The organism is Haloarcula onubensis (assembly GCF_031624605.1).
Taxonomy (GTDB): domain Archaea; phylum Halobacteriota; class Halobacteria; order Halobacteriales; family Haloarculaceae; genus Haloarcula; species Haloarcula onubensis.
The window spans coordinates 138,958-163,178 of the sequence record NZ_JAMQOS010000005.1; the positions used below are offsets into that span (position 1 = coordinate 138,958).

18 protein-coding genes are annotated in these 24,221 nt (G+C 61.0%); 12 read left to right on the top strand and 6 right to left on the bottom strand.

The window, feature by feature from the left end; genetic code table 11:
* Window positions 1-301: 301 nt before the first annotated feature.
* From NDI86_RS15340 to NDI86_RS15350, 3 genes are all read left to right on the top strand, one after another.
* Window positions 302-1,051, top strand: coding sequence for a hypothetical protein (locus NDI86_RS15340; protein ID WP_310901316.1), 750 nt, complete (start codon window positions 302-304; stop codon window positions 1,049-1,051).
* Window positions 1,048-3,291: a DEAD/DEAH box helicase gene (locus NDI86_RS15345; protein WP_310901317.1), complete on the top strand. Its 2,244-nt coding sequence runs from the start codon at window positions 1,048-1,050 to the stop codon at window positions 3,289-3,291. The genes NDI86_RS15340 and NDI86_RS15345 overlap by 4 nt, the downstream gene beginning before the upstream one ends.
* Window positions 3,292-3,403: 112 nt before the next feature.
* On the top strand, window positions 3,404-3,865 hold the full coding sequence (locus NDI86_RS15350; RefSeq protein WP_310901318.1) for a hypothetical protein: 462 nt from the start codon (window positions 3,404-3,406) through the stop codon (window positions 3,863-3,865).
* Between the two features lie 117 nt (window positions 3,866-3,982).
* Here the strand turns inward: NDI86_RS15350 and NDI86_RS15355 are convergent, their stop codons facing one another.
* Window positions 3,983-4,366: a PH domain-containing protein gene (locus NDI86_RS15355; protein ID WP_310901319.1), complete on the bottom strand. Its 384-nt coding sequence runs from the start codon at window positions 4,364-4,366 to the stop codon at window positions 3,983-3,985.
* Window positions 4,367-4,623: 257 nt separating this feature from the next.
* Here NDI86_RS15355 and NDI86_RS15360 point away from each other — a divergent pair, with 257 nt between their 5' ends.
* Genes NDI86_RS15360 through NDI86_RS22125 form a run of 5 tightly spaced genes read left to right on the top strand, consistent with a single transcriptional unit; the run spans window position 4,624 to window position 11,445 of the window.
* Window positions 4,624-6,186, top strand: a complete 1,563-nt coding sequence (locus NDI86_RS15360) for a type I restriction-modification system subunit M (protein ID WP_310901320.1) — start codon at window positions 4,624-4,626, stop codon at window positions 6,184-6,186.
* On the top strand, window positions 6,183-7,460 hold the full coding sequence (locus tag NDI86_RS15365) for a restriction endonuclease subunit S (protein WP_310901321.1): 1,278 nt from the start codon (window positions 6,183-6,185) through the stop codon (window positions 7,458-7,460). The genes NDI86_RS15360 and NDI86_RS15365 overlap by 4 nt, the downstream gene beginning before the upstream one ends.
* Before the next feature lie 3 nt (window positions 7,461-7,463).
* Window positions 7,464-10,436 (top strand): type I restriction endonuclease subunit R, encoded by a 2,973-nt coding sequence (locus tag NDI86_RS15370; protein ID WP_310901322.1) that lies wholly within the window; start codon window positions 7,464-7,466, stop codon window positions 10,434-10,436.
* Window positions 10,433-11,161, top strand: a complete 729-nt coding sequence (locus NDI86_RS15375; protein WP_310901323.1) for a M48 family metallopeptidase — start codon at window positions 10,433-10,435, stop codon at window positions 11,159-11,161. The genes NDI86_RS15370 and NDI86_RS15375 overlap by 4 nt, the downstream gene beginning before the upstream one ends.
* A gap of 41 nt (window positions 11,162-11,202) precedes the next feature.
* Complete coding sequence (locus tag NDI86_RS22125; RefSeq protein WP_417936280.1) at window positions 11,203-11,445, top strand: CopG family ribbon-helix-helix protein; 243 nt, start codon at window positions 11,203-11,205, stop codon at window positions 11,443-11,445.
* Window positions 11,446-11,733: 288 nt separating this feature from the next.
* Here the strand turns inward: NDI86_RS22125 and NDI86_RS15380 are convergent, their stop codons facing one another.
* On the bottom strand, window positions 11,734-12,411 hold the full coding sequence (locus tag NDI86_RS15380; protein WP_310901324.1) for a DUF8102 family protein: 678 nt from the start codon (window positions 12,409-12,411) through the stop codon (window positions 11,734-11,736).
* Between the two features lie 394 nt (window positions 12,412-12,805).
* On the opposite strand from NDI86_RS15380, the gene NDI86_RS15385 reads away from it, so the two are divergent.
* Entirely contained in the window at window positions 12,806-13,021 is a 216-nt protein-coding gene (locus NDI86_RS15385) for a hypothetical protein (protein ID WP_310901325.1), read from the top strand.
* 5 nt (window positions 13,022-13,026) lie between these two features.
* Here the strand turns inward: NDI86_RS15385 and NDI86_RS15390 are convergent, their stop codons facing one another.
* The 4 genes from NDI86_RS15390 to NDI86_RS15405 form a co-directional block, all read right to left on the bottom strand.
* Window positions 13,027-14,304, bottom strand: a complete 1,278-nt coding sequence (locus tag NDI86_RS15390; RefSeq protein WP_310901326.1) for a tyrosine-type recombinase/integrase — start codon at window positions 14,302-14,304, stop codon at window positions 13,027-13,029.
* Window positions 14,305-14,949: 645 nt separating this feature from the next.
* Window positions 14,950-17,493 carry an extracellular solute-binding protein gene (locus NDI86_RS15395; protein ID WP_310901327.1) on the bottom strand — a complete coding sequence of 848 codons (2,544 nt, stop codon included), beginning with the start codon at window positions 17,491-17,493 and terminating at the stop codon, window positions 14,950-14,952.
* 110 nt (window positions 17,494-17,603) lie between these two features.
* Window positions 17,604-19,850 carry an amino acid permease gene (locus NDI86_RS15400; protein WP_310901328.1) on the bottom strand — a complete coding sequence of 749 codons (2,247 nt, stop codon included), beginning with the start codon at window positions 19,848-19,850 and terminating at the stop codon, window positions 17,604-17,606.
* On the bottom strand, window positions 19,843-20,283 hold the full coding sequence (locus NDI86_RS15405; protein WP_310901329.1) for a universal stress protein: 441 nt from the start codon (window positions 20,281-20,283) through the stop codon (window positions 19,843-19,845). Before NDI86_RS15405 ends, NDI86_RS15400 begins: the two co-directional genes overlap by 8 nt.
* Before the next feature lie 163 nt (window positions 20,284-20,446).
* On the opposite strand from NDI86_RS15405, the gene trkA reads away from it, so the two are divergent.
* The 3 genes from trkA to phoU all read left to right on the top strand — a co-directional run bounded on the left by trkA (window position 20,447) and on the right by phoU (window position 24,133).
* Window positions 20,447-21,778 (top strand): Trk system potassium transporter TrkA, encoded by a 1,332-nt coding sequence (gene trkA, locus NDI86_RS15410; RefSeq protein WP_310901330.1) that lies wholly within the window; start codon window positions 20,447-20,449, stop codon window positions 21,776-21,778.
* 87 nt (window positions 21,779-21,865) lie between these two features.
* Window positions 21,866-23,401 (top strand): TrkH family potassium uptake protein, encoded by a 1,536-nt coding sequence (locus NDI86_RS15415; RefSeq protein WP_310901331.1) that lies wholly within the window; start codon window positions 21,866-21,868, stop codon window positions 23,399-23,401.
* 66 nt (window positions 23,402-23,467) lie between these two features.
* Window positions 23,468-24,133: a phosphate signaling complex protein PhoU gene (gene phoU, locus NDI86_RS15420; RefSeq protein WP_310901332.1), complete on the top strand. Its 666-nt coding sequence runs from the start codon at window positions 23,468-23,470 to the stop codon at window positions 24,131-24,133.
* Window positions 24,134-24,221: the final 88 nt, after the last annotated feature.

Genomic DNA, 24,221 nt, shown 5'->3' on the forward strand with positions numbered 1-24,221 from the left:
TGACTGGTGAGTGGCAACACTGTCGACCCCGGTAAATACGCGGCAAAATAAGCCCTTTTCTCGGTTCAAGCAGCTGTGCAGCCTTGTGCCCTGTCGGCGGAATCGTAGCTTCGCCAGTCCTGTGTCGGGTGCTGGTCCCATCCAGCGGGACAGACCCCTTAGGGAGTGTGCCTAAGGGCACGAGCGAAAAAACATACTCCGCCTCCGCACGAGTTCCAGTTGATCCAGATGAAACGGGGGTTGGTTGGGTGGGCCGTCCGGGAGTTTTATCATGTCCCCTATCGGGATTGTCAGTATATCTATGGGAACGTTAGCACTTGATATCGAAACTGCAAGCCCGTTCGAGGAACCCGACCGCGGAGACAACGATACCCGCTTCTACGAATGGGTTTCTGTTGGGCTGGCCTACAGCGACGACACGCTCAACGAACCGGACACTACTGTCCTCTTCCGGCGTGGTGGGTGGGGAGCGGAGCATACTGCGGACCTATTCGATAGAATGACTGATTGGTGCGATGGGCGGGATATCGAAAGAACGCTGACCTACAACGGTGCCTACTTCGATTTGAAGCACTTGCTCAACTGGGCCGAGGAACTCGACGAGTCCGGGGAAACCACTGGTCTCCTGGCGGATTTGAAAACATCTTGTCCCGGCCATATCGACCTCGCGAAGGCGGCCACAGCACGGCATGAAGACGAACTTCAGGAGGGCCAGCCGATACTTCCTGATTTTATTGCATACGATCTTGAGAATATCGACAACGACAGCGTCTGGTACAACGACTACAATTTTGATGAGGACTACTGGGAGCGATTGGGGATTGAGGATAAGTTCGTCCAGGGGAGCCATGTCGGCCAGGTTCTCGGAGAAAAATATGTTGAAGGCGTGGTAGTCGGGCTGGAAGAAACCAGGACACACAACGAACTAGAGCGCCTCCTCTACGACTACAGCATCAGCGACATCGCCGACTTGTTCGCTCTCTACGATTCGCTGGGTGGTGAGCAGCTGGAGAGTGACTTCCTCTACCCAATCGAGGAAGTCGAGCGATGAGTGACATCCCCGACCTCCCGGCTGAGGACGCCGACATCGTCGACGAAATAATGAGCGCCCACGGCTACGACTCGCTCAAGAAAACCCAGCAACTGGCTTTTGAAGACGGTATATTGGCCCCTGGGAACCATCTCCTCGTCGCCGAAACGGGCAACGGTAAGACCCTTTGTGCCGAGGCGGTCACGAAGAAGCAGCTGGACCAGGGCGGCCGTGTCGCGTATCTGGTGCCGTCGCGCCAGTTGGTCCGAGACAAACGGGAATCGATGCAGGAATGGGGTAGCGACGAGTACCGAATCTACTCGGGACCGAGTGCCTACCAGTCCGGCGATGTGATCGTTGCGACGTTCGACTCGTTCTATCGCGCAATTCTTCAAGACAAAGGCAGCGCTCGCAACCTCGACTTGGTGGTCCTCGACGACTTCCACGAAATCTATGGGGGCTTTCGCGGGCCGGGTATCGAGAAAGCGATCGCCGCCGCGATGTACGAAGGTATCGAGATCTTCTCGATGAGTGCCACCCTGGGGAACCCGCAGGAACTTGCCGACTGGATGGACGCCGATCTTACTGTCAGCCCAGAAGGGCGTGAGATCGAAATCAAGGAAGAGGTCGTCGGTGTTGGTCCCCAGGAAAAGAAGGACGCCCTCACCAATTTCATCCGCTCAGAGCAGGACAAAGCGCCCTTCCTCGTCTTCAACTACGCCAAATCGTGGACGGAGTCCCGAGCGGAGGAAGTCGCCAAGACTCGGATATTCGCCGACGCCTCCGACCGGAACTTCATGGAGGAAATGGAGCGCAAGAGCCAGGGAGAGCTAACCAGTACACTCGAAGACTTGGCCCGGATGATGGACGGTGGGGTGGCTTTCCACCATAGCGACCTGCCCCAGAACGTGAAGGAGTGGATCGTTGACCTCTACGAAGAGGGGGAAATCAAGTGCCTCTTCGCGACGACGACCATCGCCTATGGTTTCGATGCGCCAGTCCAGTCTGTCATCGTCGCCGATATCAAGCGTGGCCCGGACTTTGTCGGGGTATACGAATACGTCCAGTGGATCGGCCGAGCCGCCAGGCCGGGATACGGCTACGACGAGGGCTATGCGTTCACTCTGACCGACGACCCGGAAGAGACGATCGAGCGGTACTTCGAGCCGCACAGGGAGCTGGAACCGGTGACGACACACATCGAGAATGACGAGCGCTTCCGGTGGTTGCTCCTAGAGTTGGTCACGACCGGCTGGGACACGCCCCACGAGATTGAGGCCTTCGTCAAGGAGATGCTGTATTGGCAGCAGATGAAACAGATTGGCGCCTGGGGCCGAGAACACTCCTCGAAGGACGAACGGCTCAACAGCCGCCTCAGAGAGACCGCTGACTGGCTCTTAGACCTTGATTTCATTACGGAGAAGGACACGGCCCGGCAGTTCCAACCGACGCCGCTCGGTGAGGGGACAATCGAGTTTGCCTTCAACTCGTTCAGCAACGCAACGTTGGCGGGTATCCGTAACTTCTACGACTGGCTGGAAGACCTTGGGACGGGGAACCTCACCCGGCTTAATCTCGTCTATCAGACAACCATACTCGCCGACCGAAAAATCGATAGAAACTGTTCTGACGAGCTGGAGGGCCTACTACAGGAGCATGAGCTACCCGTCGACGAGTACGGAATCACGGCCGGTATTCTCCGATGGTACTGGATCAAGAACCTCGACACTCGGGAGATAGAACAGCGGACGGGCGTTGACGGCGCATATATCTCGTCTGATGCCCGGAAAGTAGCCGATACGCTGGACGCGACAAAGTATCTCATCGACGCCTCTCCGGAGGTTCACCGGCCGGAGTGGCTGGACATTATGACCTTCCGCGTTGAGCGCGGCGTTCGTCGCGACGAGGTCCCGCTCGTCGAGAACATTAGAGGCCTCGGCCGCCACCGTGTCCGAAAGCTTCGGGAGTATCTCGCCAGACCGGACATTGCCGGCGTCGACGAGATGCCGGATGGATCCCTTTGGGAGCAACTGACGGCGTTCTACGATGGCTTAGATAACCCCGATTTCTTCGTCGATACGCTGAGCGGCAACGTTTCCGGTGTCGGGAAACGGACTGCCGACCGGATCGAAGAGTTCGTCAGTGATGGGTCGGTCGACGACGAGTATCTGGAGACGGATGACGAAGGTGTCAGTTCAACAAACGACAGTTCCGGCTCCAGCGGGGACTACACCAGAGGGACCAGCCTTGACGACTTCTGAACCCAATATATCTGTGTTTTCACAAAAAATATCGGGTTGGCGACCCCCGATAATTGTCTCATGAAACCGAATCTATCATTACCTATTTGTATGAAATCGCTAACATAGCATTATGGGCCAGGCCAATGTCAATTGTATCAAATGCGACAAGGATTTTCAGGTTGATACTCGCTATTTCCAGATATTTGGCGAGGACCCTATTTGTCGGGACTGCGCGATTCATACCGAATGCCAATCCTGTAATCGCGGGCTCCGATTGGCTCCTTCTCGGTATCAGGAGCTTGGTGGTGGCCCGGTTATTTGCACTGACTGCGACCAACAGCCGAGTGCTTCCCCGGCCGCACAGGGGCAACAGAACCGGTCGTCTTCGGCACGGAGTTCGAGCGGTGGATCATTCTGGACTGGCTTGAGCATCGGCGAAAAAATCGTTTTCCCGCTTTTGCTCGCCGCTTTGCTCGGAATGGGTTGGCTAGCACTCTCTGCTGAATTGAATGGCGGCGAATTCTCTGGGCCTATTGCCGGTGTGACGGTTTTGCTCGTTTGGCTCCACCGGCGAGGAAAAAAGAACAGCTAAACATTTAATTCTATTTGGATATCGTCATAAAACAACTCATATGGGATAAGATCAGTTGTGCTACAATGAATCAGCCACTTAGTCGATGTCTCGTTTTATGATGTCCAGTCGAGATGTTTATGACTTCTTATTATGATTCTTTTCTTTCCGGACGGCAGTGACGAATTTCCGGCCGAAATCCTGCAACGTTTGATATTCTGAAGAAGCACCATGCCCCTCCAGCGATATTTTCCTTTTTACATATCCTTTCTTGTGTTCGATGCTAGCAATTTCGTCCAATAGAAAGTCCTTAGATGTTTCTTTAATAAACCCGCGTTTGAACTCAATCACTCTTTGATTGGTCAAGACTAGTTTTGACGCTCGCGCCTTTTTCATAAGAAATGCGTCATTAATATCGATAGCATAAATAAATTCTTCGTCATCGTACAATAACGACTTGAGTGCCTCCTGACGCTTACTTTCGAGATCGGATAGGGCGTTATACTCGTTGGCAGCTATCATCGTATGCTAACCCATTCTTGACCGTGCTCTTATAATTCTATTCAAATAGTGAGTGATTTTACTATTAGTTCGCTCATCAGTGCGACTATGCGCTTGATTTAATGAAACTGTATCAACGGTGTGGGCACTGCTCTATTATACCCTCCTGTATTCTTCAAATAGTATTCCGCTTTGCCAGAATATGCACTGCTTCCGCGTCTATCGCAGGACTGCGTCGGAAAGGGTTAACCGGCTGGTGGCCAGTGACTTGTTATATAATGAGTCACGAGCAGGAGACGCTGCCAGGAGTCGACGGCGATTCGATTCTTGACCTCGATACGTTGGAATCTCATCTCTGGGAAGCCGCCGACATTCTACGCGGAAGCATCGACGCGGCCGACTACAAGAACTACATCTTCGGGTTGCTGTTCCTGAAGCGGATCAACGACCGCTTCGACGAGGAGACCGAGGAGATCGCGGAGGAGTACGACGTGGACGAGGAGACGGTTCGCGGCGACCGTGACCTCCACGAAGAGTTCTGGGTGCCCGACCGCGCCCGCTGGAACCACATCGCCGCACAGGACACCGACATTGGCGCGGCGCTGAACAAGGCGCTCGAAGCCGTCGAGGACGAGAATGACGCCATCGCCGACCGGGTGCTCACCTCCGTCGACTTCAACGACAAGGACCGCCTCAGCGACGCGACGCTCGACGAACTCGTCACGCACTTCTCGAAGCACCGCTACCGGAACGAGGACCTCGAAGACCCCGACATCTTCGGACGGGCCTATGAGTACCTCATCCGGCAGTTCGCCGACGACGCCGGGAAGAAGGGCGGCGAGTTCTACACGCCCCGCGAGGTCGTCCAGTTGCTCGTCGAGTGCGTCGACCCGGAGCCGGGGGATCGCGTCTACGACCCGGCGTGTGGCTCCGGCGGGATGCTCATCTACTCCGCCCAGCACGTCGAGCAGGAGGGCGGCGACCGCGACGACATCTCGCTCTACGGCCAGGAGAAGAACCTGAATACGTGGGCAATCGGCCAGATGAACGTCCTGCTGCACGAGCTGCAGGACGCCAAGATCGCGAAGGGCGACACCATCACCGAACCGAAGTTCGTCACCGAGCACGACGAACTCGAACTGTTCGACCGCGTCGTCGCGAATCCGCCGTGGAACCAGAAGAAGTGGAGCAAGGAGTGGGTACAGGAGAACGAGCCGTACAACCGCTTCCCGTACGGACTGCCGCCGTCGAACCGCGGTGACTGGTCGTGGATTCAGCTCATGCTCGCGTCGCTCTCGGAGACCGGCAAGGCGGGCATCGTGATGGACAACGGCGTGCTGTTCCGCTCGCGCTCGGAGAAGAAGATTCGCAAGCCGATTCTGGAGGCCGACTTCATCGAGGCCGTCATCGCGCTGCCCGAGAACCTCTTCTACAACACGGGGTCGCCGGGCTGTATCCTCATCATGAACAAGGACAAGCCCGCAGAACGCGAGGGCAAAATTCAGTTCATTTACGCCGAGGACCAGACGCTCCGGGAGTCCGGCGTGCAGGTTTTCGAGGAGCTCTCGAACCAGAACCAGTTGACCGAGGCGGGCGTCGAGTACCTCGCCGAGACACACCTCACCGGGCGCGAAGAGGACCACCACAGTCGACTGGTCGACCTGGAGGAAATCGAGGAGAACGACTGGAACCTGAACGTCCCGCGCTACGTCGACACCACGGAGCCAGAGGAATCCATCGACGTGAGTGAGAAGCTCCGGGAGTTGGATGAATTGGCTGAGGAGCGCCGGAAAACCGACGAGGAACTGCAGCAGTACATGGAGGAACTGGACTACCGATGAGTGAAGCCGTAGAGCAGTCGGACCTTCGGGAGGGCTACCAAGAGGTAAAGTTGGGCCCTAAGCTCGTCAAAATCCCTCCAGAGTGGGATGTTCGAAAGCTGGACGAATTAACCAAGAATTCGGGAAACTACGGTGCAAACGTTTCTGCCGTAGAATACGATCCTGAGAAGCCACGGTACATCCGAATCACGGATATCGGAGATGATGGGTTTCTAAAAGACAATGACCGGAAATCAATCACCCGCGATGATGCGGAAGGTTACTACCTTTCAGCGGGTGACTTACTGTTCGCCCGTACTGGCGCAACTGCGGGGAAAAGCTACCTTTGCAGAGAGGACAATATAGACGCCGCTTATGCTGGCTATCTAATTCGCTTCGAACTTGATGAGTCGCAGGCTGACCCCGATTTCCTTGCTCTATACGTTCAGTCGAAACTCTATCATGACTGGGTAGACCGCATTACTCGTCATGGTGCTCAACAAAACATTAACGCAAGTGAATACCGGAGTTTAGACGTTCTCTATCCCCCACTCCCCGAACAGCGCCGCATCGCCGACATCCTCTCGACGGTCGACGAGCAGATTCAGCAGACAGACGAGATTATCGAAAGGACAGAGGAGTTGCGTTTCGGGCTCATGACAGAGTTCTTTCATACTGGATATAATGACCATCCACTCACGGATGCCCCAACTTTCGGTCAAGTCCCTGCAGATTGGGACATCCGTGAACTGGCCGAGGTCGCCGAAGTCAAAATGGGCTCGTCACCCAAGTCGAAGCATTACAACGAACAGGGTGATGGGCTTCCATTCTATCAGGCCAATAATGAGTTTGGGTACCGGAATCCAACCAATGACCGTTGGTGCTCCGAGCCCAAGAAAATCGCAGAAGAGGGCGATACTCTCGTTACTATCAGAGGCACGTATGTCGGGCAGGTTAACGTCGCGAACGAACGATGTTGTATCGGGCGTGGACTCGCAGCAGTAAACGCTCGTGGTATCGACCAAGAATATCTACACCATCACCTTGCACACCGTGAACGGTATGTGAAGTCAATTGCATCAGGTAGCACCTTTGACTCAATCAACAGTAGTGAATTGGAAACGCTATCCGTGTTAATCCCTCCGCGAGATGAGCAGGAGAAAATCGCGTCTTGTCTTCGCGAGCTACAAGAGAAGTACCTCAAGGAGATGAATCACAAGAAGGGGCTCCAAGAACTCAAGCGCGGCCTCATGCAGGACCTCCTCACCGGCACTGTCCGCGTTAACACCGACTAACCCATGCCCAGCGAGTACGCCGAGTCCGAACGGCCCGCCCTCGACACGCTCCAGCAACTCGGCTGGAAGGTCGTCGACCAACAGCGAACGATCTGGCGCGACCCCCGCGAAACGGAGTCCTCGGCCGTACTCGAACCCCGACTTCGCGCCGCCGTCGAACGCCTGAATCCCTGGATCGACGAGAACAACCTGAACAAGGCCGTCCGCGAGATTCAGCAGGTCGCGGGGACGAGCACGATGGACGAGAACGAGCAGATACACGAGAAACTGGTCCGACACACCTCGGTCAAGCAGGACCGCGGCCACGGGCTGAAACACCAGACGGTCAGGTACATCGACTACGAGAACCCCGAGAACAACGACTTCTTCGCGCTCAATCAGTTCCGCGTCGAGGGACCGATAGAGGTCGTCAAGCCCGACATCGTCCTGTTCGTCAACGGCATCCCGCTCGGCGTCGTCGAGTGCAAGGCCCCAACAGTCGCCGAACCACGAAGTGAGGCGCTCGAACAGCTCCAGCGCTACCAGAACGAGCGCACCGAGACCGGCAAGGAGGGCGCGGAAGAGCTGTTCCGGTACAACCAGTTCTCCGTGGCGACGTGGTACGAGGGCGCAGTAATGGGCACCTACGGAACGCCCAAGGGCCAGTACAAGCCGTGGCGTGACCCGTATCCGCTCGAAGACGAGGACATCGCCGACCTGTTCGGCGTCGACTACGTTTCGCCACAGCACCGGATGCTGTACGCGCTCTTCGACCACGAGCGCCTCCTCGACCAGCTCCGGCACTTCACCGTCTTCGAGACGAACCAGAGCGGAGCCGTGAAACTGGTCGCCCGCTACCAGCAGTACCGCGCCGTCGAGAAGGCCCTGGGGCGCATCGACCACCGCAGTCGGCGGGAAGCACAGGGCGGCGTCGTCTGGCACACCCAGGGGTCGGGCAAGTCGCTGACGATGCTCTTTCTCGGGCTGAAGCTTCGCCGGGCGAAGCCCGACCCGACGATGGTACTCGTGACCGACCGCACCGCGCTCGACGACCAGATTCACGCGACGTTCGAGCGCTGCGGCTTCCCAAACCCGAAGAAGGCCGAAGACATCGACGACCTCCGCGAGAAGCTCAAGACCAACGCCGGAGAGACCATCACCACGCTCATCCAGAAGTTCCAGCTGCACGACGACGAGGAAGGGGACTTCCCGGTGCTCTCTCGCGACGACGACATCTACGTGATGGTCGACGAGGCCCACCGGACCCAGTACAAGAAGCTCGCGAACAATATGCGGACGGCGCTGCCGAACGCCTACTACGTCGGATTCACGGGTACGCCCATCGAGAAGGACGAGAAGAACACCCGCCGGACGTTCGGGAATTACATCGACACGTACACCATCGACCAGTCGCTCGAAGATGATACCACCGTCGAGATCCTCTATCAGGGCCGGCTCGCCGACATCCACCTCGAAGGCGCGAACCTGGACCGGATTTTTGACCGCGTCTTTGAGGACCGAACCGACGAGGAGAAAGCCGAGATCCAGAAGCGGTACGCCCAGGAGCGCGACCTCGCTGAGGCCGAGGCACGCATCGAAGAGGTGACGCTCGACATCGTCGAGCACTACGAGAACGATATCGCCCGGCCGTTCAAGGGAATGGTCGTCACGACCAGCAAGCGGGCCGCCATCCGCTACAAGAAGAAACTCGACCAACTGAACGGCCCGGAGTCTCGCGCCGTCATCTCGCACGGTCACAACGACCCCGAGGAGGTCAAGGAGTGGGCACCGAGCGATACGGAGCTCTCGAAGTACAAGGAGGAGTTCGTCGACCCGAACGGCGAGGTCGAGCTCCTGGTTGTGTGCGATATGCTGCTCACCGGCTTCGACGCCCCGGTTGCCCAGGTGATGTACCTCGACAAGCCGCTGCGAGAGCACAACCTCCTGCAGGCCATCGCCCGGGTCAATCGGCCGTTCCCGGAGAAGAATCACGGGCTCATCGTCGACTACTACGGTATCTCCGACGACCTCAAGACGGCTCTGGCGATGTTCAGCGATGACGACGTGAAGCACGCGATGGTCCCGCTGTCGGACAAGAAGCCGGAACTCGAAGCTGCCCACCGCAAGGCGGTCTCGTTCTTCGACGACATCGAGGACATGGAGGCGTGTCTCCAGACGCTCGAACCGGAGGACACCCGTATCGAGTTCAAGAACGCGTACAAGCGCTTCTCGCAGCTGATGGACATCGTACTGCCGGACCCGATGGCGAACCCCTACAAGAGCGACCTCGACCGTCTCAGTGAAATCTACGCCCGAGCAAAGCAGCGCTATCGGGACGACTCGATGAATCTGGAGGGCTGCGGCGAGAAGGTTCGGGAGCTCATCCAGAAACACATCCGCTCCAAAGGCATCGACGTGCTCAACGACGACCCGGTCTCGATAATGGACGAGGGGGAGTTTGGTGCGAAGATTGATAGCCTAGAGGACGACGAAGCCCGGGCGAGTGAGATGCGCCATGCAGTCCAACACGAGATATCGGTCCGATTCGACGAAGACCCTGTCCAGTACGGCTCCCTCCAGGAGCGTGTCGAGGAACTCATCGAGAAGTACAAACAGAAGCGCATGAGTGACGGCGAAATCATCGAGGAACTCGCCAAGATCCTCGACGAGATGCGTTCTCGCGACCAGCAAGCCCGCTCTAAGGGACTTGCAGACGAAACGGAGCTTTCCTTCTACCACGCTATTGAAGACGTGCTTGAAGCCGAAGACCGGGCTGTCGAACAGGAGGCGCTCGTACAGTTGACCGGTGACATCGTTGCGGAGGTCGAAGACATCGCTGGCGTCGTCGAGTGGCAGCAGAAGGTGACGCTACAGCAAAAGCTCCGGAAAAAGGTGAAGCTCCGACTAATCAAGGCCGACGTGCCCCTTTCCGAGAGTGAACGGTCCCAGCTGACGAACCGCATTATCGAACTCGCACGGGCCCATTACCAGCCATGAGGGAGTACCACATTGGGCAGACAGTGGTTCCGTATGAGATTGACTGGAGCCTGGAGCGCTCGACTATTGGCCTCCGAATGAATGATTCCATGGAGCTTTGCGTTCGAGCACCGATGGAAGCGTCTCTTGACGATATTGAGGAGGCCTTAGCGGAAAAGAAACAGTGGATCCTCAAGACTATCTATGGATTCGCTGAGCAGGCCGATACGCCCGGAAAAAAAGAGTTCCTCAGCGGTGAGAAACTACAGTACCGTGGCCGTCAGTACCGGCTAAACGTTGCTGAGTCGGATGTCCCGGAGCCTCAGCTTTCGTTCGATGGCAACCAGTTCACCCTCGGAGTCCACCGCTTCGACGCCCCTGGTGACAGTGTAAGCGTTCGACGGAAGCGGCAGGCAGTAGTTGATTGGTACATCCAGCGAGCCGGCGAAGAGCTACCGGAGCGGGTCGACCGATTCGCCCCGAAGTTGGGGACACAGTACGACTCGGTTGAGGTCACTGAAATCGAGGACCGATGGGGCGAATACGAGGACGGCACCATCCGCCTGAATTGGCGATTGATACTTTCGCCTATCCGTATCCAGGACTACGTCGTTGTGCATGAATTGGCCCACGCCATCCATGACCGGCATTCCAATTCGTTCTGGAATACCGTTGGGACGCTTATCCCGGATTACGAGGACCGGCGCGAGTGGTTACGACTGAACGGGAACACGCTGACCGTATAGATTCGCCAATCTATTTACTAGATAACTACATATGTATACCTGTGACTTCGCACGTTTCCTGCCGGGTTCCCGAAAGTCTCGGCGAGAAGGTAGACGAGGAGGCGGCCGAATCCGACACTTCCCGGTCGGATGTCCTCCGACAAGCACTTCGGCAATACGTCGACGAGAGGCGAGCTATAGCTGAAGCCGATAACTCACCGGCTGAACAGTCGGATGATACGCGCAGTGGCACCTCGTCGTCCTTCCTTCAGACCAGCCCATACGACCCGACGGAGGACTTGTGATTGGCAAGAGGCTGGCCTGTCGTGTGGCCTTCCGCGTGATAGTAACAGCCCACCGGAAAGCCGACTATCGAAAAGCGCTGTCCGAGTTAGACGGAGATGTATACGACCCACTCGCCGAGTTCGAATAGCCGGCCAATCATCCCGGTCTCGGATCCCTAACGACGTACTACCATTTCTACCATTAATTCGGGTATCTGAGCCGGCTAAAACCCAGGAATTGTTTTTGTCTCGACCCGGCCCAATGGTCGGCTATGATTAAGCGATGAGATGCCATAGCCGAGTCACCAGTTACTCCTCTGTGTCGGTCTCATCGGTTCGTTCGATAGCTCCGCCGGCGTATACGCCGGGAAAATCCGGGCCAGTGTTTTCCAGCTTCTCAAGATCATCCGGGTCGAGTTTGCCGGCCTGGACCAGCGCGCCGATTTCGGCCGGTGTCAAATTATCTCCTTCCCCCTGTTGAACCCGTGTATACAGCTCCTCAACATTGGGTTCATAGTCGATATCGATATCAACCGTCGCGTCGTTCGCCTTCCCGGACCAGCGGCCGGACATGTCGTAGTTGGCGCCTTCGTAGAGGGCGCGTTCAAGGATATCTTCCATGCGGCTGGTATCTTGGCCGATCGCGGTGTAGGCGAAGGCAATCATTGACGACAAAGCCGTATTCAGTTCTTCAGCCTCGAACGCCTCGATAACCTTCTTCCATTCCGGTTCCTCCAGCAGCAGCCACAGAAGGTTGAAATCTCGGATTCCTTCGATTGTCCGCTCCCGGATCTCTTGCCGTCGGTTCAGCTCTGTTTGGCTATGGCTGTAGTCTTTCAGGCCACACAAGTAGTCCCGGTCGGTCGGTGACAGAATACCTCTTGCTCGGTCAACCGGCTTCAGAGCCGACTCACTAGACAGGCTGCCGTCGCTGTCTTCGATGCCACTGAACAAGTCCGGGATCTCGTCGTCATTTTCTTCACCCATACAAGTCGAATTCCTCCTAACTATCTTTCTACAGTCGGACGAAATAGTTTTGTCGGTGGCGTATCCTTGTATACGCAGGCGTGGCCCGACTGTGGACTGCGAACAAGCCGTTCGTCAAGTCGCAAGCTGGTCACGCAGAGGCCGGTGAAACCCGGCCCTGAAGAAGCCTACAGCTCGGAAGCGAAACGATCGATGTCGGCGGACCCGGCCAAGGTCCCCGCCGACATCTGAAGCAAAGCGACCGGACAGACCGACCATGACGGTCGACCAACACCGGCTACCAATAAGTCGGATTCCGACTAACAAAATGGTTTCGGGCCATTCGTCGGGAACTGCCTAATCGGTCGGCCTGTCCGCCATCAGAATCCGGGATGCCCCGGAAGACAAAGCAGACATGACGGACAAACCCGACGACAACCACACTGAGGAAGCGCAGAACAAGCAAACGGCAGATTCGCCTAATCCTACCGGGCGAAGAAGTGCGAATACGGCAGAAGAGCTAATCCAGACGAATCTTGACACCTTTGTCGAGTTGGCCGAGTCGGACTTACCGATAGCCGAGGACGCCGAGAAGGCAATCGCCCTTACCGATGGAGGAGAAGACCAGTGAGCTGCTCACACGTCGAGCAGCATCCGCCTGAGTTCGGGGGACTGTTCGACCAATCGCCGGAACTCCAGGACGGCGTTAGCCAATTCTCCATTGGCCAGTGCCGCCGACTCGACGATCCGGTCGTCCTGTTGTCTGATGGCGTCCTCGGTCTCCTTCGTAGCCGGGGCACCGCATCGGGGACAGAACTGCGCCGTCGGCTTGAGAGTCTCCCGACAGTTCCCGCAGGTCTGCGGTTCGGCCGGTCCGTTTTCCGTTTCGGACTCCTCAATGAAACCGGCCTTGAGGCGCATCTCCTCGTTTCGTTGCCGGTCGGTCGTGTGGTCGTAGGCTTCCAGCATCCGGTCGTCGGCCCAGCCGGCGATGTGCTGGATCTCTTGGGGCGTGAACCCCTGCCTGGAGAGCCGGGTGATTGCGGTGTGCCGGAAGTTGTGCGGGTTGACCGGCTTCTCGATACCGGCTCGTCGGGCACAGGCCCGGAGAGCGTCACGGAGCCGGTCGCTACTGAGGGCGCACTCCTGGGGGTTGTCGCGGTCGTATCCTCTGATGACTGGCCAGAGCGGCGACTCCGGCCGGGGGTCGGGATGGTACTGGTTCACCCAGCTGCGGATCTCGGCCCGGCTTTGGAGGATCGGGTAGCGCTTGTCGGGTGCCCCCTTGTGTCCGTTTCCGTTCGGGTTGGGCGTAAAGTAAGGCCGCTGGGTTTCGAGGTCGTGGATATCTTTGATGCGGAGCTGCGAAGCCAGCGAAACGCGGGCCCCGGTGTCGGCCAAAAACTCGATGATAGCCGGGTCGCGCGGGTTCCGAGCGTGCTGTTTCAGCTCCTCGATCTCGTCGTCGTTGAGCATCTCGTCTTCGTTGACGCGGCTCACCGACTGGGAGGGGATCTCGATGGTGTCGTAGAAGCCGAAGTCCGGGTAGTCCGGTTGCTCGTTGAGCCACTGGAAGAAGACACGGAGGGCTCGCTTGTAGTTGTAGATGCCGCCTCCGTCGGGGTCGAGGCCGTGGCCGCCCTGGCTCTTCGGCTTCGTCAGGACGCGCATGAGGCCCCTGAGGTCGGTTCGATCCATCTCGACCAACGGCGTATCCGCCCGCTCGGTGGCGTTCCGAAGGTTGCTGAGGTCGGAGTAGAGCGTATTTTCGGCTCGGTTCTGGTTTCCTTGCCGCTCGATGCGAACGAAGTCAGTAATGGCTTCCCGGTCACGGTCTGGGATTTCGGCCTGTTCCAGCAGTTCCCACTGCCGGTTCACCTTCCCCTCCGTGTTGTTGGTGTCGTTGACGTTCACCGTATATTGCCTAACTGGGGCCAGATATTAATTGCTTTTGTCCTAAAACGCGCCAGATGTTCGGCTGACGGTTCCTCGAAAAACTCGATTTTTCGGCCCGCTTTTCGTCGCGAGCCACCGCGTTCGCCGAATGCACCACCCGTCCTCACTGTTCGCGACGGGCGGACCCAGTGCCGGACACGCCCGCTCACCGAACGGTGTAGCTGGCGATGCTGTCGGTCCCACAGGTCGGACAACGTGTCGTCGTAGCCGAGACCGTCTCGCCGCAGCGGCGACACTCGTGGACGGTTTCTGCGCGGCCCAGCGCCTGCCGGACCCGCTCAATCACGAGTCTGTCCCCCGTCGCCGCCGGTAGGCGATGGCGACTGGCAGTCGGTGCCGAGAGTCGCGTCGTGACCCGGTGGTGATACGGCCTCGGCCCGGAGAACGGGACACGCGACCGCTGGTACCTGTGTGTGAGGCATGGTGGTGCAGGAACGACTGCGCGGGCCACCCACCTTACTACGCGGTTGCTTATCGAACTTCGAAAGCTGATACTGGCGGTCGACGAGCGTTTCAGTCCGTGATAACGAGTGTCTCGGGGCTGTTACCGCGTCGAGAACCGCGAAGAGAGATACCGGTACGGGCTCCGTTCGGCGACGCCGGCTACTGTCCGGCGTCCCAGCTGAACAGCTCCGCTTCGACCTCGTTGTTCAGCGCGCGCAGACTGTCGCCGATGTCGTCGCCGACGGGCATCTCCGCGCGGGCCTGTTCGATGATGCCCCGGACCTCCGGGAACGGCCCCATCTGTGCGCCGTTGGTCGCGGGCGTGTCCGAAGACTGCTGGAACTGGTCGAAGGCGGTGGCGAAGTGGGGGTTCTCCTCGAACCACCCCTCCCGTCGCAGCAGGTCGGCGGCGCCGTCACAGACCGGGAAGTAGCCGGTCTCGCGGTGCCAGCGGGCCTGCTGTTCGGGTTCGAGCAGCCACGCGAGGAAGTCCCCGGCGGCCTGTTCGACCTGCGGGTCGAGGTCGTCCCCTATCCACAGCGACGCCCCGCCGACGAGGACGCCGTTGCGCTCGTCCAGCACCGGGAGGTAGCCGGTCTTCAGGTCGAACTCGGCGCCCGACTGGATGGAGCCAAGCGACGACGTCGAGCCGATGAGCATCGCGGCCCGTTCGTCGTGGAACGTCTTCTTGGCCGTCCCGCGGGCCTTGATACCGCTGTTGTGGTAGAGGCCGTCGGCCTCCATGTCGGTCCACCACTGGAAGAAGTCGTGGCCGAAGTCGCTGTCGAGGTAGGCCTCGTCGGGGACGCCGGCGCGGCCGTTCTGTGCGTTGACCAGTTCCTGGCCGGCCTCGGCGAACCACTGCTCGACGAACCAGGAGTAGTTGGCGAAGGTGATGCCGTAATCACAGACGCCCGAGTCGACGAGTCGCTGGCTGGCCTCGCGGACCTCGGCGAACGTCTCGGGCGGATTCTGTGGGTTCAGGCCGGCGGCCTCGAAGGCGTCCTGGTTGATACACAGCACGGGGTTCGAGGAGTTGAACGGCACCGACTGTAGCTCCCCGTCGACGGTGTAGTAATCGGAGACGGAGTCTGTCAGCGACCCCTTCGCCGTCCCCGGGAGGATGCGTTCGGCGGGCTTGAACGCCCCGCTCAGGCGCGCCTTCATGCTCCCGATTTCGTTTATCTGGGCGATGGCGGGCATCTCTTCGGTTCCGGCGGCCGCCAGGCTCTCGTCTAACACCCCGTCGTAGCTGCCCAGCGAGGAGAGCCGGAAGTGCACCGAGCCGTGTTGCTCCTCGAACTCGCGGGCGAAGTCGTGCAGGAGGAGCGACTTCGAGCCGCCCATCGCGTGCCAGAAGTCGATGACGGTGTCGCCTTTCGACACCGTGTGCTTCTGGCGCTCGCCGGTGTTGAACTGCGCGGCCGTCGACCCGAGTTCCTCGGCCCGCTCGGACATCACGCTGACCTCCTGGGTGACGTCCGTGAGCGACTCGGCCTGGCTCTCGGCCGCCGTGGCGACCGTCTCGGCTTCCGCCGTGGTCTCCTCGCTGACGGTGCTGACCTCGTCGACCATCGAGACGACCGACTGGGTCGTCTGGGCCTGCTGGTCGACCGCGTCGTCTATCTCCTTTATCGACGTGTTGACCTGGTCTATCATGTGGACGACGTCGTCGAGTCCGTCGATAGTCGAATCGACGGCCGTACTGGCCTGCGAGACCACGTCCTGGGTCTCGTACATGTTCTCGACCGTGGTCTCGGTCTGGTCGCGCACCTCGGAGACGGTCGAGCTAATCTCGTCGGTCGCCTCCTTGGTCTCGTTGGCGAGGTCCTTGACCTCGTTGGCGACGACGGCGAAGCCGCTGCCGGCCTCGCCGGCCCGGGCGGCCTCGATGTTGGCGTTCAGTGCCAGCATGTTCGTGTCGTCGGCCACGTCGTTGATGAACTCGGTAATCTCTTCGATGTCGCCCATCAGGTCGGAGAGCTGTTCGACCTGCCGGACCATCTCCTCGGTCTTTGCCTCCATGGCTTCGAGGTCCTCGATGGCCTGGGTCGCGGCCTCCTGGGCGCTGTCGCCGCTCTCGACGGAGTCCTCGGCGGTGTTGGCGACCTCTGTCGCCGAGGCCGCCACCTCCTGGATGGTCGCGGAGATAGAGCGCATCTCGTCGCCGACCTGCTGGAGGTGTTCGTTCTGCTCGTGGGCGCCGTCGGCGATTTCGCCGATGGACTGGCTCACCTGTTCGCCCTCCCGCTCGACTTTCTCGACCTCCTCTTCGACCTCGTCGGTCGCCTGGTCGACTGACGTGCTGACCTCCTTGACCTGTTTCAGCATCGTGTTCCACTCGTCGAGCATCCGGTTGTAGCTGGAGACGAAATCGACGACGGAGTCGACGTTGGAGTCGATGTCGGCCCGCCGGGTCAGGTCGCCCGACGCGTTGGCGTTGACGACGCCCTGAAGCTCGGCCAGCGAGCCTTCGAGGTCGTACAGCCGGTGTTGCTGGTCCTCGACGGTGTCTTCGAGTTCCGCGACGCGCTTCTGTGCCTGGTCGCGCTCGTTCTCGACCTCCCTGAACTTCGCACGCAGTTCGCTGTCGGACAGCGATTCGACGTCGATGCCGTCCTCGCTCTCCGACGGCGGTTCTACCACGCCGCCGTCCGGCGTGGGGTCGCCACCCATGCTCTCACCACTGCGGTTGTCGCTCATACTGGGATATCTTTGATACAGGTCTTAAGGTTCGCGTCCAAATTTCACAGATTAATAATCAGAAGTGTAAGCGAATCGGAACACGGGCAGCCAGGGGGCGGTGCCGTGGGCTAGAACAGCCGTTCCAGCAGGCCGCGGTCGCGGTGTTTCTCCGCCAGCAACACGGAGCAGTCGACCTCGTCGACGACGTCTAGCACGAGCGATCCCGAGACGAGGCGCCGGAGAAGCCCCTCTTCGGTCGCCCCGATGATGAGCAGCGTCGCGTCCGCCGCGGCCGCCTCGATGGCCGTCTCGACGTCGCCCGACTCGATGCGGAGGTTGGCGTCTTCTAACCCGTGGTCGACCGCCCACGACTGGAGGAACTGCTGGGCGTTGTCGCGGTCCTCGGCGACGTTGAGCAGCGTCACCTCGGAGTCGTACTCGGTCTGGAGCAGTTTCGCCACCGACGCCGATAGCTCGGAGTCCGGGCCGCCGGCGGTCGGCAGCATGATGTGGGAGGGGTCGAACCCGCGGTCCCGCAGGACGAGGAAGTCACAGGGGACCGACTCGGTGAGTTCGTCCAGGGCCGATTCGGCCCGGCCGGGCGAGCCGTGGGCGTCCGGACCCCATCCCATCACGACCTGGTCCGCATCGTGCGTGCGTGCGGCATCGAAGATGGCGTCGAAGGACTTGTGAGAGATGATGGTGTGTGTCTCCACCTCGACGCCGAACGTCTCGGCGTCCTCGCGGGCGCTCTGCATCAGGCGCTCGGAGGTCGCGTCGAGTTCGTCGGCCCGCTCGGCGGCCCCGGCCAGCGCCGTCTGGTCCGGCACGGTGACGATGTGGGTGGCGACGACGGTGCCGCCGCGCTGTTTCGCGATGGCGCTGGCGAGCGTGATGAGGTCCTTCTCGTGTTCCGGGTTCGCGAGCGGTACCATGACGCGGTACTGCCCGCCGTCGGGCTGGACGCCTGCGGCCGCACTCACCGCGGCGTCGGGCAGTTCCTCGGAGCGCGAGATGATGTGTTTCGAGAGGATGCCCTGTTTCTCCGTGCGCGAGCGGGCGTACAGCAGGTACCACACTATCGCCGCCGCCGCGATGCCGAACGTGAGCGCGAGGGCGTTGCTGGCGACGAACACCAGCAGCGCAAAGGAGAGAACGGCGCCGACTATCGGGAGCAGCGGGAACAGCGGGACGGTGAAGTCGGGGGCGTACTCCTCCGGAGCGACGTAGCGCATCACGATGAGTGCCAGGTTCAACAGGCCGTAGATGATGAGATGCAACCCCGAGGCCGCACCGGATAGCAGTTCTAGATCGCCGACGACGATGAACAACAGGATGAGCCCGCCGGTGATGCCGATAGCGCGGTACGGCGTACCAAAGCGGTCGTGAATCTCGTTGAGCGCGGGCGTGACGATACGGTCACGGCCCATCGCGAAGTTGATGCGAGAGGACGCGAGAATGGAGGCGTTCGCGCTGGAGGCCGTGGCGAGCAGGCCACCGAACAGCAACGCACCCGCCATCACGGTGCCCTGGATGCGGCGGCCGACCTCGACGACGGCGATAGGCTCGGTCTCGCCCGCAGGGATGTTCTGGAAAAGAGCGGCGATAAACCCCTGGGGTACCGCCGCACTCATGACGACGAGTACAAGCGCGTAGATGACAGTCACGATGACGACGCTCCCGATGACAGCCCGTGGGAGGTTCTTGCCGGGGTCCTTTATCTCCTCGGCGACGCTCGTGATCTGGACGAAGCCCAGATAGGAGACGAAGATGAGGCCGGTCGTCTGCAGCGTCACGACCGCGTCGCTGGCCGGCGGGAGGTTCGACACGTCCGCCTGGAGTGTCCCGAGTAGCGTGAACACTGCCAGTATCACCACCAGTACCACCACGATGACGTTCTGGAGCCGGCCGGTCTCTTTCGCACCGACGTAGTTGATAGCCACGAAGAAGGCCGCGCCGGCCAGCGCGACTAGCTTGACGACGGATATCGACAGCGGGTCGACCCCGACAGTACCCGAGAGACCGAAGATACGGGCGATGTACCGGCCGAACCCGACCATGTAGAACGCACTGGCGAAGGCGAGTCCCAGCCAGTTGGCCCAGCCGGCGACAGACCCGAAGAGGGGCCCCAGCGCGTGGTTGACGTAGTAGTACGCCCCGCCGGACTTGGGCATCGCCGTCCCGAGTTCGCTGGCCGATAACGCCGTGAACATGGCGATAACGCCGCCGAGCACGAACGCGACCGCCGCCATCGAGCCGGCGTCCTGGATTGCCGTCCCCGGCAGGACGAAGATGCCCGCGCCTATCATCGTCCCGACGCCGATGGTCAGTGCGGCGAGCGGGCCGAGGTCCTTCGCGAGTTCCTCGTCACTCATCGCTGTCCTCGTCGGGGAGTGCGATTACGGGGATATCGGCCTTCGTGACGAGCTGTAGGGTGATGTCGCCCGAGAGAAACTGCAGGAGCCGGCTACCGCCCCGCGAGTGGAAGGCGATGGCGGTGGCGTCGACGTCGTCTGCGGCCTCGAAGATGGCCTCGGCGACGTGGCGGTCGTAGGCGGTGTGCTCGTCGGCGTCGGGAAACACCGACCGCACCGCGGCGTAGGCCTCGGCCGCCAGCTCCTCGGACTGCTCGACCGGCGTCTTGTCGGGGACCCCCTCACCTTTCTCTACGACGTGGAGCGCGGTGACGCGGTCCGGTCCGTACGGTTCCAGCCCCGTCGCTGTGGCCGCCGCGTCGCCCTCGTTGGCCACAGGGAGGAGAACGTGGTCGAGGAGGTCTCGCCCGCCCGCCTCGGAGTCACTGCTCATACACCCCAGTCTGTGCGCACTCTGTTAAGAGTGTGTATCCGCTACCAGTCAGCGGTGGGGCTGTCGGACTCTCGGGGACCAGTCCGGCAGCTGTGCAGAGATGGAAATACACTTGTCCGGCCCGGTGAAAGGGGCTGGATATGCACAGGCCGGAGGCGCGCCGATGTACGTCGTAATCGTCGGAGCCGGCGAAGTCGGGTCGAGCATCGCGGCCAGCCTCGCGGACACGCACGAGGTCGCCGTCATCGATATCGACGGCCAGCGGGTCGAGGAACTGATGTACGAGACGGACATCCTCGGCGTCGAGGGCGACGGGGCAGACCTCGACACGCTGGAGGACGCCGACATCCGTTCCGCGGACATCCTCATCGCGAGCACCGACGACGACGAGACGAACATCGTCACCTGTGGCACCGCCAACACCGTGACGGACGTGTTCACTATCTCCCGCGTCAAGAGCGCGAAGTTCCTGCGCACCTGGGAGGGGTCACGCCGGGCCTTCGGCGTCGACCACATGGTCGCGACGAACCTGCTGACCGCCGAGAACATCTCGCGGGTCGTGGGGATGCCCGCGGCCCAGGACGTGGAGACGTTCGCCGACGGCGCCGTCCAGATGGCGGAGTTCGAGATACCCGATGCGAGCCCCATCGCCGGCCAGACCGTCCGGGAGGCAGACCGCTACGAGTCGCTGACCTTCGCCGCGCTCATCCGGGGCGACGACGTCGTCATCCCGACCGGGGAGACGGAGCTTCGGCCCGGCGACGACGTGGTCGTCATCGGCAGCTCCGAGAGCGTCCACACGTTCGCAAACGAGATAGCGCCCGACGTCCACGGCGCCCGCGACGTGCTCGTCGTCGGCGGCAGCGACATCGGCTACCACACCGCCCGGCTGCTCCAGGACCGCGGCCTGAAACCGCGACTCATCGAGCGCGACCACGACCGGGCCCGCGAACTGGCCGAGGCCCTCCCCCGGACGACGGTCCTCGAGAGCGACGCGACCGACCGGGAGTTCCTCAAGACCGAACACGTCGAGGACGTCGACGTCGTCGTCTCGGCGCTTGACAACGACGAGAAGAACCTGCTCGCGAGCCTGCTGGCGAAGCGACTGGGCGCCGAGCGGGCCGTCTCCGTCGTCGACTCCGGCGAGTACGTCCAGCTGTTTGAGGCGGTCGGCGTCGACGTGGCGGTCAACCCGCGCGAGGCGACCGCCGAGGAGATAACCCGCTTCACCCGCGAACACCAGGCCGAGAACGTCGCCATCATCGAGTCCGACTGCGCCGAGGTACTGGAGATAGAGGTCGACGGCGACAGCGCCCTCCTCGACCGACCCATCCGCGAGTCGGTCCGAGACCTCCCCGAAGGGGTCGTCATCGGCGCCATCACGCGCGGCGGCGACCTCGTCATCCCCCGCGGTGACACCGTCGTCGAACTCGGTGACCACGTGGTCGTGTTCGTCGACACCGAAGTGCTGGACGCGGCCAGCAGCAAGCTCTAGGCCCGCCGACCGTTCCGGGACGAACTGGATAACGGGAGATTTTTCGGGGTCGGGGTGAGAGCGTAGGGCAATGCACTGTGGTCGGTGATGTCGGTTCGCGTCGACTGGCGACAATCCGTCGCGTTTACCGGCACGGTCATCAAGTATCTCGCCGTCGCGATGCTGGTCCCGCTCGCGGTGAGCGTCGTCTACGGCGAGGATATCGGGACGTTCCTGGCTTCGATAGCCATCACGGTCGCCGTCGGCGTCGCGCTCGAACGGCTCGACGACGACCCGCAACTGGGCGCCCGCGAGGCGCTGTTGCTGGTCGCGCTCTCGTGGGGCGCCGTCGCCGTCATCGGGGCCGTCCCCTACGTCATCGCTGGCTACGGCACCGAGTCGACGCTGCGCCACCCTATCAACGCCCTGTTCGAGTCCACCTCCGGTTTCACCACGACTGGGGCGACGGTGCTTGGCGAAATCTCGCTGGACCGCCACTCCCACGCCATCCTCATGTGGCGCCAGCTCAGCCAGTGGCTCGGCGGCATGGGGATTATCGTCCTGATGGTCGCCATCCTGCCCGAGGCCGCGGTCAACGGTGCCCAGCTCATCGACTCGGAGGCGCCCGGTCCGGAGCTCCAGAAGCTGACGCCCAAAATCGCCGAGACCGCTCGCCTGCTCTGGCTGTTCTATCTGGGCTTTACCGTCCTGCTCGTCGTCCTCCTGCTCGCGCTCCACTACGCCGGACTGGCCCCGAACATGAACGTCTACAACGCCGTCGCCCACGGGTTCTCGACGCTGCCGACCGGCGGTTTCTCCCCGCAAGCAGAGTCCATCGCGGCGTTCTCGCCGGCCGTCCAGTGGGTCATCATCCCCTTCGTCCTCGTGGCCGGGACCAACTTCGCGCTCTTTTTCTTCCTGTTGCGCGACGAGTTCGCCGCCGTGCTGGAGGACCGCGAGTTCCAGGTCTACATCGGCGCCAACGCCGGCCTCGCAGTCGTCCTCTGGGGCCTGCTGTTTACCGGGTCGGCTCCCCCGCTCGACATCGGCGGGACGACGCAGGGCGTCCTGGAGAACTCGCTGCGACAGGCGACGTTCCAGATAGCGTCGCTACTGAACTCGACGGGTTACGCGACCAGCGACTTCGCCCAGTGGGACGACACCGCGCAGGCAGTGTTGCTGCTGGCGATGTTCGTCGGCGGCTCGGCCGGCTCGACCGGCGGCGGGGTCAAGGTCGTCCGCTGGCTCGTCGTCTTCAAGGGTATCCGCCGCCAGCTCTTCACGACCGCCCACCCAAGCGCCGTCAGGCCGGTCCGACTGGGCGGCACCGTCGTCGACGAGGACGTGGTCCAGGCCATCTACGGCTTCACCATGCTGTACGTCCTCGTGTTCGCCCTCGCCACCGTCTTGCTCGCGCTGGACGCCGGCCGCGTCGGGCTGGACCTCTCGGTTCTGGAGGCGGCCAGCGCCAGCATCGCCACCATCGGCAACATCGGGCCCGGCTTTGGCTTCCTGGGTCCCTTTGGCAGCTATCTGGCGTTCCCCACGACCAGCAAGTTCCTGCTGATTCTCCTGATGTGGTTCGGCCGCCTGGAGATTATCCCCGTCTTCGTCATCTTCACCGGCGCGTTCTGGAACGAGTGACGGGTACCCCACCACGGTCCCGGCCATCGGTACATCTATAGAACGCCTCTCCCACACGTTACGTACATGCCGCGTGACACGTTCGAGGCACGGCTCGACGGGCTCCAGGCCGACGTCTGCGAGATGGGCCGGGACGTCACCGACCGGCTCGACCGCGCGGTCACCGCCTACGAACGGCGCGACCCGGCGGCCGGCCGCGCCGTCGCCGACGCCGACGGCGAGATAAACGAGCGGTATCTCACCCTCGAAGCCGACTGCATCGACCTGCTGGCGCTCCATCAGCCCGTCGCCTCGGACCTCCGGCTCGTGGTCGCCTCGTTCAAGATTCTGACCGACCTCGAACGCGTCGGCGACCTCGCGAGCAACCTCGGCGGCTACGTCGACGCGATGGCCGGCGACACCGTCCCGTCGGTGCCCATCACCGACATCGGCGAGATGACGCTGGCACAACTCGACGACGCGATAACCGCCTACGAGACCGGCGACCCACGGCGCTGTCGGGACGTCGCCGCCGCCGACACCGACCTCGACGAGCGCTGTGGCGCCGCCACGAACGACCTCGTCCGCTCGCTCGTCGACCGCTCGCCCGACGCCGACGTGGCCGCGACGCTGTCCGACACCAAGCGGTACCTGCTCACCGTCAGGGACCTCGAACGCGCCGGCGACCACGCGGTCAACATCGCCGCCCGCACGCTGTACATGATAGAGAACGACGACGCGCTCATCTACTAGGACCCACTTTTTACTGCGGGGGATTCGCGCGATGCGCGAATCCCCGCTTGCAAAAACTTGGGGGAAAAACTGCCGGAATCTCACTGCG

Excerpts from the sequence above, each read along its gene's own strand:
- NDI86_RS15415 (WP_310901331.1), top strand. The coding sequence starts at position 21,866 with ATGTCGGTTCGCGTCGACTGGCGACAATCCGTCGCGTTTACCGGCACG.
- NDI86_RS15360 (WP_310901320.1), top strand. The coding sequence starts at position 4,624 with ATGAGTCACGAGCAGGAGACGCTGCCAGGAGTCGACGGCGATTCGATT.
- trkA (WP_310901330.1), top strand. The coding sequence starts at position 20,447 with ATGTACGTCGTAATCGTCGGAGCCGGCGAAGTCGGGTCGAGCATCGCG.
- NDI86_RS15355 (WP_310901319.1), bottom strand. The coding sequence starts at position 4,366 with ATGATAGCTGCCAACGAGTATAACGCCCTATCCGATCTCGAAAGTAAG.
- NDI86_RS15385 (WP_310901325.1), top strand. The coding sequence starts at position 12,806 with ATGACGGACAAACCCGACGACAACCACACTGAGGAAGCGCAGAACAAG.
- NDI86_RS15395 (WP_310901327.1), bottom strand. The coding sequence starts at position 17,493 with ATGAGCGACAACCGCAGTGGTGAGAGCATGGGTGGCGACCCCACGCCG.
- NDI86_RS15345 (WP_310901317.1), top strand. The coding sequence starts at position 1,048 with ATGAGTGACATCCCCGACCTCCCGGCTGAGGACGCCGACATCGTCGAC.
- NDI86_RS15400 (WP_310901328.1), bottom strand. The coding sequence starts at position 19,850 with ATGAGTGACGAGGAACTCGCGAAGGACCTCGGCCCGCTCGCCGCACTG.
- NDI86_RS15340 (WP_310901316.1), top strand. The coding sequence starts at position 302 with ATGGGAACGTTAGCACTTGATATCGAAACTGCAAGCCCGTTCGAGGAA.
- NDI86_RS15380 (WP_310901324.1), bottom strand. The coding sequence starts at position 12,411 with ATGGGTGAAGAAAATGACGACGAGATCCCGGACTTGTTCAGTGGCATC.
- NDI86_RS15375 (WP_310901323.1), top strand. The coding sequence starts at position 10,433 with ATGAGGGAGTACCACATTGGGCAGACAGTGGTTCCGTATGAGATTGAC.
- phoU (WP_310901332.1), top strand. The coding sequence starts at position 23,468 with ATGCCGCGTGACACGTTCGAGGCACGGCTCGACGGGCTCCAGGCCGAC.
- NDI86_RS15370 (WP_310901322.1), top strand. The coding sequence starts at position 7,464 with ATGCCCAGCGAGTACGCCGAGTCCGAACGGCCCGCCCTCGACACGCTC.
- NDI86_RS15365 (WP_310901321.1), top strand. The coding sequence starts at position 6,183 with ATGAGTGAAGCCGTAGAGCAGTCGGACCTTCGGGAGGGCTACCAAGAG.
- NDI86_RS15405 (WP_310901329.1), bottom strand. The coding sequence starts at position 20,283 with ATGAGCAGTGACTCCGAGGCGGGCGGGCGAGACCTCCTCGACCACGTT.
- NDI86_RS15350 (WP_310901318.1), top strand. The coding sequence starts at position 3,404 with ATGGGCCAGGCCAATGTCAATTGTATCAAATGCGACAAGGATTTTCAG.